The following is a 12,514-nucleotide window of genomic DNA, read 5'->3' on the forward strand; positions in this document are numbered from 1 at the left end:
TTGAAACCACCCCCTGCGTGACCTGTCCATGACGTTTTCGCAAAAGAAAAGTCACAAGAGGCGCGTCGGAGGGGCTGCGGCCGCTTGCGCCCTGTCGCGCAGAGGGGAAAAGCTTTAGATTTCCTGCGTAAGAGGGTGCGAAACGCGATCACGAAGGAGAAGCGCGTGCGGTCGGCGATGGACGCGAGGATTCTGACGGCCCTTCTCCGGAGGGGCCTGCTGGCGGCGGGTCTGAGCGCGCTTGCGGCGGCTCCGGCTCTGGCGCAGGTCTGGCTTCGGGAGGGCGAACGGATCCAGGTGACGCCCGCGCCCGATCCCTCCGACCCCTTCGCTCCGCCGGGGCTCCCCGAGGAGCCGCCCCCCGCGCCCGAGCTTCTGGAGGCCCCCGCCCCCGCCGCCCGCATGAAGGCGGGCGAAGAGGCCCATCTGCGCTTTCTGGACCGCCGGACCTCCACGCGGGGCGCGCTGGTCTCGCCGGTGGGCTCCACGGCGCGTTACGGCGGGCTGATCGTCGAGGTGCTGGCCTGTCATCGCGAGATCGGCGGCGACGAATCCGCCGCCTTCCTGCGCATCCGCGAGGAGGCGACGGAGGGCGCCGCGACCGGAGCGCCGGTCTTCTCCGGCTGGATGTTCGCCCTGAGCCCTTCGCTCTCGGCGCTGGATCATCCGCGCTATGACGTCTGGGTGGCCGAGTGCAGGACCGCCGAAGGATCGGAATCCGCGGCGAACCGGTAGAAGTCGCCCTTGCGCCGCAGGGCCGCCGCGAGCCGCCGCTGATAATCGGCGCGCGGAATCCGCAGAGCCCCGAACCGCGCCAGATGATCCGTGACGAACTGCGTGTCGAGCAACTCGAAGCCTCCGGCCCGCAGCCGCGCCGCCAGATGGACCAGCGCGATCTTGCTGGCGTCGGTTTCGCGGCTGAACATGCTCTCGCCGAAGAAGGCCGCGCCCAGAGACACGCCGTAGAGGCCGCCGATCAGGCGATCCTCGCGCCAGATCTCCAGGCTATGGGCGCCGCCCTCGCGATGAAGCGCCGCATAGGCTTCGATGATCGGGCCGGTGATCCAGGTCTCCGGCCTGGCGCAGGCCTCCATGACGGCGCGGAAGTCGTGATCGAGCCGCACCTCGTAGCCGCCCCGCCTGAAGGTCTTCGCCAGCCGCGCGGGGACGTGGAAGGCCTCCAGAGGCAGGATCCCGCGCTCCGGCGGATCGAACCAGAGCACTTCCTCCCTGCGGGTCGAATCGCCCATCGGGAAGACGCCCGCCGCATAGGCGCGCCGCAGCAGCTCCGGCGTGATGCGCAACGGCGCGGCGCTCATGCTCACTCCGTCTTCTGGGCCGCCAGCCAGCGTTCGAGCCAGTGGATGTCGTAGTCTCCGGCCTGGATGTCGGGATTGTCGATCAGCTCCTCGAAGAGCGGCAGCGTGGTGTTCACGCCGTCGACCACGATCTCGCTGAGCGCCCGACGCAGACGCATGAGGCATTCGGCGCGGCTGTCGGCGTGGACGATCAGCTTGCCGATCAGACTGTCGTAATAGGGCGGGATCCGGTAGCCCTCGTAGATCGCCGAATCCAGACGCACCCCGATGCCGCCGGGCGCATGGAAATACTTGATCACGCCGGGGCTGGGGACGAAGGTCCGGGGGTTCTCGGCGTTGATGCGGCATTCTATGGCGTGGCCGCGCGGCTTGAGGTCCTCCTGACGGAAGGACAGCTTCTCGCCCGCCGCGACCCGGATCTGCTCGCGCACGAGATCCACGTCGTAGATGGCTTCGGTCACCGGATGCTCCACCTGGATGCGGGTGTTCATCTCGATGAAGTAGAACTGCCCCTCCTCGTAGAGGAATTCGATGGTGCCCGCGCCCAGATAGCCCAGCTGCCCGATGGCCGAAGCCACCGTGGCGCCGATCTCCTGGCGCTGGGCGGCGGTCAGGGCGGGGGAGGGCGATTCCTCCATCACCTTCTGATGACGCCGCTGCAAGGAGCAATCCCGCTCGCCGAGATGCACCACGTTGCCATGGGAATCGGCGAAGAGCTGCACCTCGATGTGGCGCGGCTTCTGGAGGTATTTCTCCATGTAGACCGCGTCGTCTCCGAAGGCGGCCTTGGCCTCGGCGCGGGCGGTGGCGAGGGCGTGGGGCAGCTCCTCGGCCGAGCGCGCGACCTTCATGCCGCGTCCTCCGCCGCCGGCGGCCGCCTTGACCAGCACCGGATAGCCCATCCCGGCGGCGATGGCGAGGGCCTCGGCGTCGGTCTCGATTCCGCCCTCGGAGCCCGGCACCACCGGCACGCCCAGACGGCGCATGGTCTCCTTGGCGGCGATCTTGTCGCCCATGAGGCGGATGTGCTCGGCCTTGGGGCCGATGAAGGTCAGGCCGTGCTCTTCGAGGATCTGGGCGAATTCGGCCTTCTCGGAGAGGAAGCCGTAGCCCGGATGCACCGCCTGGGCGCCGGTCAGCTCGCAGGCGGTGATGAGCGCGGGGATGTTCAGATAGCTCTGCTGCGCCGAGGGCGGCCCGATGCAGATGGATTCGTCGGCGAAGCGCACATGCATGGCCTCGGCGTCGGCGGTGGAGTGGGCGGCCACCGTGCGCACGCCCATGTCCTTGCAGGCGCGCAGGATGCGCAGCGCGATCTCTCCGCGATTGGCGATCAGGATCTTGTCGAACATCCCGCCCTCATTCGATGATCATGAGCGGCGCGCCGTATTCGACGGGCGCTCCGTCGGCCACGAGGATCCGCCGGACCACGCCCGCGCGCGGCGAGGGAATGGCGTTCATGGTCTTCATCGCCTCGATGATGATCAGCGTCTGACCGGCCGTCACGGCGGCGCCTTCCTTGACGAAGGCCTCGGCGCCGGGCTCCGGCGAGAGATAGGCCGTGCCCACCATGGGGGAGGGGACGCAGTTCGGATCCTTCGAGGGGTCGCTCGGCGCGGCGGCGGGGGCGGCCGCAGGGGCGGCCGAAGGCGCGGCCACGGGCGGAGCGCCCGCAGGGGCGGCGTAGGGGGGCGCGGCGGCGTAGATCACCTGCGGCGCGCTGGAGCTCTGGCGCGAGAGGCGCACTTCAAGCTCGTCGTCCTCGCCATATTCGCGCTTCACCGAGATTTCGGCCAGATCGGTCGTCTGGAGAAGCTCCGCGAGGGCGCGGATGAAGGCGACGTCGGATTCCGTCTTGTCTTTGCTCATCGAGAGCTCCGGTTGATGGCGGCGCTCCTCGGCGGTTCCGCCTGAGCCGCAGGGAGGGCGCGTCGGAGGCCTGCGGCGGGCCCGAAGCGCCGGGGCCGCAGGTCGCGCCTGGGGCCGCTCGGACTGGAGAAGGAGAGAGGAGGGCGCATCCCGAGGCCGCGCGCCGCGCCGCTGCGGACCGCGCTCCGCAGGGGAAGGCCGGAGCCTCCTCCCGGAGAAGACGGGAGGGAGGACGGGGCGGAGCCCTTCAGCAGATGGACGGAAAACGCCTCCGCCGTCGCGCGATCCGCCATGTCGCCATCCTCCGGAGCCTCCGGCGCGGGCGCGTCATGGATCGCGCGCCTCACGCCGCCCCGCGAGCCTCGTCGGGGGCGTTCTGGAGCCGCAAGCTCTAGCCGAGCCGCGCCCGGGGGGCAAGACCCGCTTTCCCTCACGGAAGGGCGCGGAAGGCGAGGGACGCCGCCTCCCGGGGGCTCCGGGAGGCTCCGGGACGGGTTCGGGGCGGGCTTACGGCGCCCGGACGCCCGGCTCCTTGCCCTTGCGGGCCTGCTCGATGGCCGCGAGGATGTCGGGCGCGGGCAGATCGCCGCGCAGCAGCGTCGAGCCGATGGCGAAGGCGGGGGTGCCGTTGATGTCGAGGGTGCGGGCGAGGCGGTAGTTGAGCGTGATGAAGTCCTCGATGCGCGGATCCGCCATGGCGGGGGTCAGCTTCGCGGGATCGAGGCCGGCCTGTTTCGCGAGATCGAGGATGCTGGCGTCGTCCAGTTCTCCGTCATGGGTCATGAGCAGATCCTGAAGCGCCGAGGTCTTGTCCTCGTCCAGCCCGATGGAGGCCAGGGTGGCCTTGGCTGCGACCACCGACTGGGGCCCGAGGATCGGGAACTCCTTGATCACGTAACGGATGTTGCCGTCGGCCTCGACGATGTCGAGGATCTTGGAATGGGCGCGCTTGCAGAAGCCGCAGCGGTAATCCAGGAACTCGACGAGCGTGACGTCGCCTTCGGGATTGCCCCGGACATGGGAATGCTTGTCGAAATAGAGGGCGTCGGCGTTGTCGGCGAGGAGCTTCGTCTCCAGAGAGGCCGCTTCGGCGCGCTGCCGGGCGTCATAGGCCTGGAGCGCCTCGATGACCACCTCGGGATTCGCGCGCAGGAAGCTGCGGATCTCTTCGTGCAGGGCGGTCTTCTCCGCCTCGTCGAGCGCCTCGGCCGGGGGCGCGCCGCCGAAGAGCGCCAGGCCCGAGACGGCGGCGAAGAGAGAGGCGGCGAGAAGGGGACGACGAAGGGAGGGACGCATGTGAGGCTCCTGCGGGGGGATGGCGGGGCGCTTCCGCCCGGGACGGGACCCGGCTGTCGACATCCGGGGTGGAAGACGGATCATCCTTGCGCCTGATTACGTTAACGTCGCGCGTCGGGCAAGGCGAGGATGTCGCCCGCCCGCATCCACCACACGGAACCGTGAGGCAGAACCGCCTGGGCGCGCTCGGCCTGAGCCTTGGCGGACTTGACGTCGCCGCCCAGAGCCAGCGCCTCGGCGGCCGCGGTCAGGGCGAGGCCCTGATCGTTCAGACGCCCCGCCGCGATGGAAAGTTGGCGCCAGGCGTTGGGATTCAACTCATCCTGACGGATGGACTGGATGAGGGCGTCGCGTCCGGCCTCGACCTGGCCGCTGGCGAGCAGGGCCTGTCCGTAGGCGACGCGGATCAGGGGCTCCTCCGGCGCCAGCGAGACGGCGCGCTGGTAATCCGTCACGGCGCCCGAGGGGTCGCCGCTCTCGAAGCGGATCTGGCCGCGCAGCTCCCAGTACCAGGGATCGGAGGGGCGCGCCGCGAGCAGGGCCTCCATCTCGGCGAGGGCCTGATCGCGCAGCGCGCTCTTGTGATAGGCCGAGGCCCGCGCCAGACGCGCGGGCTCCGAGAGGTCGGAGGTCGGCCAGGCCGCCAGGGTGCGCGCGGGAGTCTGGAGGAAGCCCGCGAGCTTCGCCTTCAGACGGGCGTGCCAGTAGGCGCGTTCGGGATCGGGCGGAGCGCCCTTGAGCGGCGAGCGGGCGATGCGTTCGGCGACGCCGTCGGCGCGGTCGGCGGTCATGGGGTGGGTCAGCACGTAGGGGTCGCGGATGGAGATCAGCATCTCCTGACGGCGCAGGCGCTCGATCACGCGGTTCATCGCCGAAGGATCGACGCCCGCCCGCTCCAGATAGCCGATGGCGGCCTGATCGGCGGCGGATTCCTCGCCCCGGCTGAAGCCGAGCGCCGCGCGCATGCCGATCTGCTGTCCGCCGATGACGCCCGCCGCCGCCACGTCGCCGGAGCCCGCCGCCGCGCCCGCCGCCAGACCCAGGACCGTGGTGAGGATCATCTGTCCGCGCGCGGCGCGCAGGGCGTCTCCGCGTCGGGCGTGATGTCCGCCGGCCATGTGGCCGGCCTCGTGGGCCATGACGGCCATGACCTCTTCGGGGGTGGCCATGTCGAGGAGGGCGCCGGTGTTGATGCCCATGGTGCGTCCGTCGGCGACGAAGGCGTTGAAGCTCGGATCCTGCACGATGAAGAAGCGCACGTCGCTCACGGGGATTCCGGCCGCCGAGAGCACCGGCTCCGCCTCGCGCTTGATGGTGCGCTCGATTTCGGAATCGCGGATGATCGTGCGGGCCGTCGCCGGAGCCGCCGCGCCGAGCGTCAGCCCGAGCGCCAGAAGACCGGAGGCGAGACGCCGCCCTCCGGGGCGCCTGAAGCCGAAAACGCTCATGATCGTTCCTTTCGCCGTTGCGCGCCCGTCCTTCCGAGGCCGGCGGCCCGACGCAGGAGGGTCCGAGGCCGGGGGGCGCCGGGGAATCGCGTCCTGATCATATGGAGGCTTTCGCCCGCGCCGCCAGCGGGCTCGCGCGGATTCGCCCGCAGGAAGGGGCGAGGGCCTCCGCCGCAAGGAATTGACGGATCCTGAACGGCGTTAAGCTTCGAGAAGACTGAATTCATGATCGAAACCGGGAAGAATCCGCGATTTTTTTAAAGACTGCGCAAGACATCGCGTCCATGCTGAGGTCACAAGGACTTGATCCTCAGAGTTTCATGCAGGAACCGACCATGACGAAGACGCCCTCGCCCGCCGCAGACCGCAAAGCGCCGAAGACGAAGGCGCCCGTCGCCAGGGCCGCTGAAGCCGTCGCGCCCAAGGCCGCCAAGGCGGCGAAGCTCGCCGCGCCGAAAGCCGCGACCCCCGCCGCTCCGGCGAAGAAGGCCGCCGCCGCGAAGGTCGTGAAGGAAGCCGCGCCCAAGGCCGTCAAGGCCCCCGCCGCGCCGAAAGCCGCGAAGTCCGCCGCTCCGGCGAAGAAGACCGCCGCCCCGAAGGTCGTGAAGGAGGCCGCGCCCAAGGCCGTCAAGGCCCCCGCTGCGCCCAAAGCCGCGAAACCCGCCGCTCCGGCGAAGAAGGCCGCCGCGCCCAAGGTCGTGAAGGAGGCCGCGCCGAAAGCCGTCAAGGCGCCCGTCGCCAAGAAGGCCGAGCCCGCCGCTCCGACGAAGAAAGCCGCCGCCGTGAAGGTCGTGAAGGAGGCCGCGCCCAAGGCCGTGAAAGCGCCCGCCGCGCCGAAAGCCGCGAAGCCCGCCGCTCCGGCGAAGAAGACCGCCGCCCCGAAGGTCGTGAAGGAGGCCGCGCCCAAGGCCGTCAAGGCGCCCGTCGCCAAGAAGGCCGCCGCCCAGACTCCGCCGGATTCCGTGAAGGTGGTCGCCCGCAAGGCGCGGGCGAAGAGCGTCGCCGCGCCCGAGGCGCTCGGCGTCGCGAAGACCCGGCGCGGCAAGCCCGACGGCGCCTCGCTGCACTGAACCCTTCCCCCGCGACCGGCGCGCCCTCCGGTCTGCGGCCCGAAGGCCCGACCCCTGAAGCTGCGCGTCTTCGCCTGCGGCGAGGGCGCTTCCGGAATCCATCTCCACTGAACGCCTCCCGCTCCGGTTCGCTCCGGGGCGGGTTTCTTGCGTTCAGCCGCCGCCCGCGCCGTAGATGGCCCGGCCCACGAGGTCCAGAATGCTGATCGAGCCTTGGGTATGGTCGATGCTGCCTCCGGCGGGGATGGTGCGCGTGTCGCCGCCCGGCTCGATGGAGACATAGGCGCCGCCCAGCAATCCGTCGGAGGCGATCTTCGCCGAGGAATCCTCGGGCAGCTGCAGGTCGCCGCGCAGATTCAGCCGCACCTCGGCGCGATAGGTGGCCGGGTCGAGGTCTATGCCCGAGACCGCTCCCACCTTCACGCCCGAAACCCGCACCTCTCCGCCGACCGTCAGGCCGTCGGCCTTGGCGAAGCTCGCCGTGAGGGCGTAGCCGTTCGAGGGGCCGTCCATCCGCTGGCCGACATGCGCCGCGAAGGCGATGGCTCCCGCCAGAACCGCCGCGCCCACCGCGGCTTCAAGGACGTTCTCCGCCATTGAGCTTCCCCGTTTCGCAATCTTCTTCGGATCAGGCCGGATCTATTCGGGCGCCCAGGCCTCGTAATCGCCGACCACGGGCTTGCGCCCGGTCCTGGCGTGCAGGCTGCCCGGCGGACGCCAGGCTTCGGGCGTGCCGGTGGGATTGGGAACGTGGTCCTTCTCCCAGGGCTTGCGCGGCAGAGGCGCCCTGGTGGGCGGCTCGTCGAAGGTGTGATGCATCCAGCCGTGCCAGTCGGGCGGCACGCGCGAGCCCTCGGCCACGCCGTTGTAGATCACCCAGCGGCGCGCGCCGTCGGCGGTCTGGTAATAGGCGTTGCCCTGCTCGTCCTCGCCGACCTTCTCGCCGAAGCGGCGCGTGAAGACCTGCGTGCCGACGGTCCAGCCGTTCCACCACGTGAAGAATTGTCTGAGACCCATGCTCGCACCCTCGCTGATCGCGCGGACTATAGGCGCAGAGCGCGCCGCGCGTCCAGAGATTCGGGCCGGGACGGATCAGCGCGGAAGAGGCGGTCCTCGCGGCGGCCGAAGCCCGGAGAGACGCGCGCAAGGAGGCGCATGAAAACTGCGGCGAAGGAGACACGCCCGATGCGATTCGATCCTCCGCCGCCCGCGCCTGTCCCTAGGATACGATGGATAAACATCCGGCCTCGTTATAGCCTTCGCTCCAGACGCGCCGGAACACGGCGCCAGGCGCGCGCCGTCTCGGGAGGGCGCGCGAGGGACGATGACAAGGCTCCGGCGACAAGACCGGGGCGCTCCAGGGAGGGACGACCATGCTCCGCAACGGCGGTCTCAAAACGCGTCTCGCGCTCGGCGCGGCGGCGGCGGCGCTTCTGGCGTCCGGACAGGTTCAGGCGGCGGGCTTCGCGCTGAAGTCCCATTCCGCGAGCGGGCAGGGGGCCTCCTTCGCGGGCGCCTCGGCGGGGGCCAACGGCGTGGCCTCGATGTTCTACAACCCGGCCTCCATCGCTCTGGCGACCGGCCTGCAGACCGAGGCGGGCGGCGCCATCCTGCTGCCCGACGTCGAGATCGAGAACGTGCAGTCGGCCTTCGTGGCGGGCGTGGTCCCCGGAACGACGACCCTCGTCTACACGCCCCAGAGCAGCGGCCCGACCTCCTCGACCTCCGACGAGATCGGCCTCGTGCCGCACACCTACGTGGCCGCCCCGATCAACGACCGGATCACGGTCGGCCTGAGCCTCAACGCGCCCTTCGGCCTGACCACCGATTACGGCGATCAATGGGCGGGCCGCTATCACGCCACCTCTTCGGAGCTGACGACGATCAACGCCGCTCCGACCGTCGCCTACAAGATCACGGACAACGTCGCCGTGGCGGCGGGCCTGCAGCTGCAATACGCCAAGGCTGAGCTGGAAAGCGCCGTCAGCCTGCCGGGCGCCGTCTGCTCGGCCATGCCGGGCACGGCGACCTGCGCGGCCGTGGCCCCCGCCATCGGCGTCGCCGATTACGACGCGCTCTCGAAGGTGTCGGGCCATGACTTCGGCGTGGGCTTCACGCTGGGCGTCCTGGCCGAGCCTCTGCCGGGCACGATGGTCGGCCTGGGCTACCGCTCCAAGATCAAGCACGACATCGACGGCGACGCCGAATTCCATGCGCGTTCGGCGGCGGGCGCTTCGCTGCTCGGCAACATCCAGGCGCTCGGCCGCCTGACCAACGGCGGCGGCGCGACCTCCATCTCGACGCCCGCCATGCTGAACTTCGGCGTCTCGCATCAGCTCAACGACCGCATCAAGCTGCTCGGCGAGGCCCAGTGGACCCAGTGGTCCAGCTTCGAGGATCTCGTCATCGACTTCGACGACGGCACCCCCACCAGCACCACCGAACATCACTGGGACGATTCCTGGTATTTCGCCCTCGGCGCCGAATATCAGGCGACGCCGCATCTGCGCCTGCGCGCGGGCCTCGGCTACGACCAGACTCCGGTCCCGACCGAATTCCGCACGCCGCGTCTGCCCGACACCGACCGCACCTGGTTCTCGCTCGGCGCGAGCTACGACGTGAACGACAAGATCTCGGTGAACGCGGGCTACACCTACATCACCGCCAAGGACGCGAAGATCGACCTCGACGGCACGGGCACCGATTCCTCCCGCGGCAAGTTCTCGGGCGATCTGAACGCCAACGTGCATATCTTCATGCTCTCGGGCGTCTACCGCTTCTGAGCCTGAACGAGTCTTTCGCATGAGACGTCCGCCGGGGGCGGAGGCTTGCGGGCCTTCGCCCCCGGCGTCTATTCTGGGGGCTTCCCGAAGGGAGGGACGCCCTGTGGAGAAACCGACCCCTGACGCCGCCGTGCTCGCGCGGCGCGACGAGATCCTGGCGGGGCTGCGCCGCATCCTGCCGCCTCGGGCGGTGGTGTCCGACGAGGAATCCCTGCGCGCCTATGAATGCGACGCCCTGACGGCCTATCGTCAGATTCCGCTGGTCGTGGCCTTGCCGGGCTCCGCCGCGGAGGCTGCGGCGCTCATGCGCCATTGCGCCGAGGAGGGGATTCCCGTCACGCCGCGCGGCGCGGGCACCTCCCTGACCGGCGGCGCCCTGCCCGGCGCCGATTGCGTGACCATCGGCATGGCGCGGCTGAACCAGGTGCTGGAGATCGATCCGCAAGCCCGCGTGGCGCGGGTTCAGGCGGGGGCCACGAATCTCTCCGTCAGCCGCGTCGCCGCGCCGGAAGGCTTCTTCTACGCGCCGGATCCCTCCTCGCAGCTGGCCTGCTCCATCGGGGGCAACGTGGCGATGAACTCGGGCGGCGCCCATTGCCTGAAATACGGCGTGACGCTCAACAATCTGCTCGGGGTCACGCTGGTCACGCCCGCAGGCGAGGTTCTGGAGATCGGCGGCGCGCACATGGATTCGCCGGGGCTGGATCTTCTCGGCGTGGTCTGCGGCTCTGAGGGGCTGTTGGGCCTCGTGACCGACGCGACCCTGCGTCTGACGCCCCTGCCGGAGGGCGCGCGTCCGGCGCTGATCGGCTTCGACTCGGCGGAGGCGGCGGGCGCCTGCGTGGCGGCGATCATCGAGGCGGGGCTGGCGCCGGTGGCCATGGAGTTCATGGACCGCCCTTGCATCCTGGCCTGCGAGGCCTTCGCCAGGCCGAATTATCCCGATTGCGAGGCGCTGCTGATCGTCGAGGCGGAGGGCTCCGAGGCGGAGATCCGCGAGCAGCTCGCCCGCATCGAGTCCGTGGCGGCGCGGTTCCGGCCCGTCGCGCTGCGGGTCAGCGCCTCCGAGGCGGAGAGCGCCGCCATCTGGGCGGGGCGCAAGGCGGCTTTCGGCGCCATGGGCGCTCTGGGCGACTACATCTGTCTCGACGGCGTGACGCCCTTGTCGCGTCTGCCGGAGATCCTGACCGCCATCGCCGCCCTCGCGGAGAAATACGGCCTGCGGGTCTCCAACGTCTTTCATGCGGGCGACGGGAATCTGCATCCGCTCATCGTCTTCGACGCCAACAAGCCCGGCGATCTGGAGAAGGCCGAGGCCTGCGGCGCCGAGATCCTCCGGCTCTGCGTGGAGATGGGCGGATGCCTCACCGGAGAACATGGCGTGGGCGTGGAGAAACGCGAACTCATGAGCGCGCAATTCGCGCCGCATGAGCTCGACTTGCAGATGGCGGTGAAATCGGCTTTCGATCCCGGATGGCGGATGAATCCGGGGAAGGTCTTTCCTCTGGCGGCGGTGCGGGCCTTCCGGGAGGCCGCCGAATGACTCCCGCCTATCGAGAGGCCGAGGCGGCGCTCGCGGCCCTTGTGGCCGAAGCCGCCGTGTCGAACCGCAAGTTCGAGATCCGGGGCGGGGGGGCGCATCGGATCTGGGGGCGGCCTGTGGAGGGCGAGGCCCTGGAGACCGCCGCGCTTTCGGGAATCTCGCTCTATGAGCCGGGCGAGATGACCCTCGTCGCCGGCGCCGGGACTCCCTTGCGCGAGGTGGAGGCGACCCTCGCCCTGCGAGGGCAGCGCCTGGGCTTCGAGCCGCCCGACTGGCGGGCCTTGCTGGAGACCCAGGGCGAGCCGACGCTTGGCGGAATCTTCGTCTGCGGGATCGCGGGTCCGCGGCGTCTGCGGGTGGGCTCGGCGCGGGATCACGCGCTCGGGCTGCGCTTCGTCGACGGCCAGGGCCGCGTCCATCGCGCGGGCGGGCGGGTGATGAAGAACGTCACCGGGCTGGACATGACGCGGCTGCTCTGCGGCTCGCATGGGACTCTGGGCCTGGTCACCGAGGTTGCGCTGAAGACCGCGCCCCTCCCCGAGGCCATGGCGGGTCTGGTGCTGCGCGGGCTCTCCGACGCGGCGGCGGTGGAGGCCATGGCGGCGGCGCTCGGCTCGCCCCATGAGGTTTCCGGCGCGGCCCATCTGCCGCAGAGCCGCGCAACTCATCTGCGCGTCGAGGGCTTCGCCGGGCTTCTGCCCGAGCGGGCGGCGGAGCTGGTCCGTCTGCTCAAGCCTCATGGCGCGGCGGAGATCCTGTCCGGCGCGGAGGCCGAGGCGGTCTGGCGCGAGATCGCCGAGGCGCGGCCCTTCGTCGGGAGGCCGGGCGCGGTCTGGCGGATTTCGCTCAAGCCCGTCCATGGGCCGATCCTCGCGGAGGAGGCGCGGGCGCTCGGCGGCGAGGTCTTCTACGACTGGGGCGGCGGGCTGCTCTGGGCGCTCATCCCGGAGGGCGAATTCGAGGATGAGGACGCCGGAGCTTCGGTCCTGCGCGGGGCTCTGGCGCGTCTGGGGGGCGGCCATGCGACGCTCCTGCGCGGCTCCGACTCCCTGCGTCGGCGAGTCCCGCCCTTTCAGCCTCTGGCGCCGGGGCTGGAGGCTCTGACGCAGCGTCTGCGCCGCGTCTTCGACCCGCAAGGGATCTTCAATCCGGGGCGCATGGGCGCCTGAATCGCAAGGCCCGATCC

The 12,514-nt window shown here is 70.4% G+C and carries 12 protein-coding genes; 5 read left to right on the forward strand and 7 right to left on the reverse strand.

The window, feature by feature from the left end; genetic code table 11:
• Positions 1 to 165: 165 nt before the first annotated feature.
• Positions 166 to 735 (forward strand): DUF2155 domain-containing protein, encoded by a 570-nt coding sequence (locus PHN62_RS06410; protein WP_300147935.1) that lies wholly within the window; start codon positions 166 to 168, stop codon positions 733 to 735.
• On the opposite strand, the gene aat is transcribed toward PHN62_RS06410, so the two are convergent.
• The 5 genes from aat to PHN62_RS06435 all read right to left on the reverse strand — a co-directional run bounded on the left by aat (position 672) and on the right by PHN62_RS06435 (position 5,932).
• Positions 672 to 1,319: a leucyl/phenylalanyl-tRNA--protein transferase gene (gene aat / locus PHN62_RS06415; RefSeq protein WP_300147938.1), complete on the reverse strand. Its 648-nt coding sequence runs from the start codon at positions 1,317 to 1,319 to the stop codon at positions 672 to 674. The genes PHN62_RS06410 and aat overlap by 64 nt on opposite strands.
• A 2-nt stretch (positions 1,320 to 1,321) precedes the next feature.
• The gene (gene accC / locus PHN62_RS06420) at positions 1,322 to 2,671 is read right to left on the reverse strand and encodes an acetyl-CoA carboxylase biotin carboxylase subunit (protein ID WP_300147940.1); all 1,350 of its coding nucleotides are present in this window, start codon (positions 2,669 to 2,671) and stop codon (positions 1,322 to 1,324) included.
• A gap of 7 nt (positions 2,672 to 2,678) precedes the next feature.
• Positions 2,679 to 3,188 carry an acetyl-CoA carboxylase biotin carboxyl carrier protein gene (accB, locus tag PHN62_RS06425; RefSeq protein ID WP_300147943.1) on the reverse strand — a complete coding sequence of 170 codons (510 nt, stop codon included), beginning with the start codon at positions 3,186 to 3,188 and terminating at the stop codon, positions 2,679 to 2,681.
• A 507-nt stretch (positions 3,189 to 3,695) separates the two neighbouring features.
• A complete protein-coding gene (locus tag PHN62_RS06430; RefSeq protein ID WP_300147946.1) occupies positions 3,696 to 4,484 on the reverse strand; it encodes a DsbA family protein in 789 nt (262 codons plus the stop codon).
• A gap of 101 nt (positions 4,485 to 4,585) precedes the next feature.
• Positions 4,586 to 5,932, reverse strand: a complete 1,347-nt coding sequence (locus tag PHN62_RS06435) for a M48 family metalloprotease (RefSeq protein ID WP_300147949.1) — start codon at positions 5,930 to 5,932, stop codon at positions 4,586 to 4,588.
• Between the two features lie 335 nt (positions 5,933 to 6,267).
• Between PHN62_RS06435 and PHN62_RS06440 the strand changes: the two genes are divergently transcribed.
• Positions 6,268 to 7,002, forward strand: coding sequence for a hypothetical protein (locus PHN62_RS06440; protein ID WP_300147952.1), 735 nt, complete (start codon positions 6,268 to 6,270; stop codon positions 7,000 to 7,002).
• 153 nt (positions 7,003 to 7,155) lie between these two features.
• Here PHN62_RS06440 and mlaD read toward each other — a convergent pair whose 3' ends face one another.
• Together mlaD and PHN62_RS06450 are read right to left on the reverse strand one after the other, a co-directional pair.
• The gene (gene mlaD / locus PHN62_RS06445; RefSeq protein ID WP_300147955.1) at positions 7,156 to 7,599 is read right to left on the reverse strand and encodes an outer membrane lipid asymmetry maintenance protein MlaD; all 444 of its coding nucleotides are present in this window, start codon (positions 7,597 to 7,599) and stop codon (positions 7,156 to 7,158) included.
• Between the two features lie 42 nt (positions 7,600 to 7,641).
• Positions 7,642 to 8,019, reverse strand: a complete 378-nt coding sequence (locus PHN62_RS06450; RefSeq protein WP_300147957.1) for an NADH:ubiquinone oxidoreductase subunit NDUFA12 — start codon at positions 8,017 to 8,019, stop codon at positions 7,642 to 7,644.
• Positions 8,020 to 8,375: 356 nt separating this feature from the next.
• Here PHN62_RS06450 and PHN62_RS06455 point away from each other — a divergent pair, with 356 nt between their 5' ends.
• The 3 genes from PHN62_RS06455 (at position 8,376) to PHN62_RS06465 (ending at position 12,497) form a co-directional block, all read left to right on the forward strand.
• Positions 8,376 to 9,785: an OmpP1/FadL family transporter gene (locus tag PHN62_RS06455; RefSeq protein ID WP_300147960.1), complete on the forward strand. Its 1,410-nt coding sequence runs from the start codon at positions 8,376 to 8,378 to the stop codon at positions 9,783 to 9,785.
• Between the two features lie 103 nt (positions 9,786 to 9,888).
• A complete protein-coding gene (locus PHN62_RS06460) occupies positions 9,889 to 11,328 on the forward strand; it encodes an FAD-linked oxidase C-terminal domain-containing protein (protein ID WP_300147962.1) in 1,440 nt (479 codons plus the stop codon).
• Positions 11,325 to 12,497, forward strand: coding sequence for an FAD-binding protein (locus PHN62_RS06465; RefSeq protein WP_300147964.1), 1,173 nt, complete (start codon positions 11,325 to 11,327; stop codon positions 12,495 to 12,497). The genes PHN62_RS06460 and PHN62_RS06465 overlap by 4 nt, the downstream gene beginning before the upstream one ends.
• The last annotated feature ends 17 nt before the right edge of the window (positions 12,498 to 12,514 follow it).

Source organism: Neomegalonema sp., assembly GCF_028688855.1.
Lineage (GTDB): Bacteria > Pseudomonadota > Alphaproteobacteria > Rhodobacterales > Rhodobacteraceae > Neomegalonema.

Excerpts from the sequence above, each read along its gene's own strand:
- aat (WP_300147938.1), bottom strand. The coding sequence starts at position 1,319 with ATGAGCGCCGCGCCGTTGCGCATCACGCCGGAGCTGCTGCGGCGCGCC.
- accC (WP_300147940.1), bottom strand. The coding sequence starts at position 2,671 with ATGTTCGACAAGATCCTGATCGCCAATCGCGGAGAGATCGCGCTGCGC.
- accB (WP_300147943.1), bottom strand. The coding sequence starts at position 3,188 with ATGAGCAAAGACAAGACGGAATCCGACGTCGCCTTCATCCGCGCCCTC.
- PHN62_RS06430 (WP_300147946.1), bottom strand. The coding sequence starts at position 4,484 with ATGCGTCCCTCCCTTCGTCGTCCCCTTCTCGCCGCCTCTCTCTTCGCC.
- PHN62_RS06435 (WP_300147949.1), bottom strand. The coding sequence starts at position 5,932 with ATGAGCGTTTTCGGCTTCAGGCGCCCCGGAGGGCGGCGTCTCGCCTCC.
- PHN62_RS06440 (WP_300147952.1), top strand. The coding sequence starts at position 6,268 with ATGACGAAGACGCCCTCGCCCGCCGCAGACCGCAAAGCGCCGAAGACG.
- mlaD (WP_300147955.1), bottom strand. The coding sequence starts at position 7,599 with ATGGCGGAGAACGTCCTTGAAGCCGCGGTGGGCGCGGCGGTTCTGGCG.
- PHN62_RS06450 (WP_300147957.1), bottom strand. The coding sequence starts at position 8,019 with ATGGGTCTCAGACAATTCTTCACGTGGTGGAACGGCTGGACCGTCGGC.
- PHN62_RS06455 (WP_300147960.1), top strand. The coding sequence starts at position 8,376 with ATGCTCCGCAACGGCGGTCTCAAAACGCGTCTCGCGCTCGGCGCGGCG.
- PHN62_RS06465 (WP_300147964.1), top strand. The coding sequence starts at position 11,325 with ATGACTCCCGCCTATCGAGAGGCCGAGGCGGCGCTCGCGGCCCTTGTG.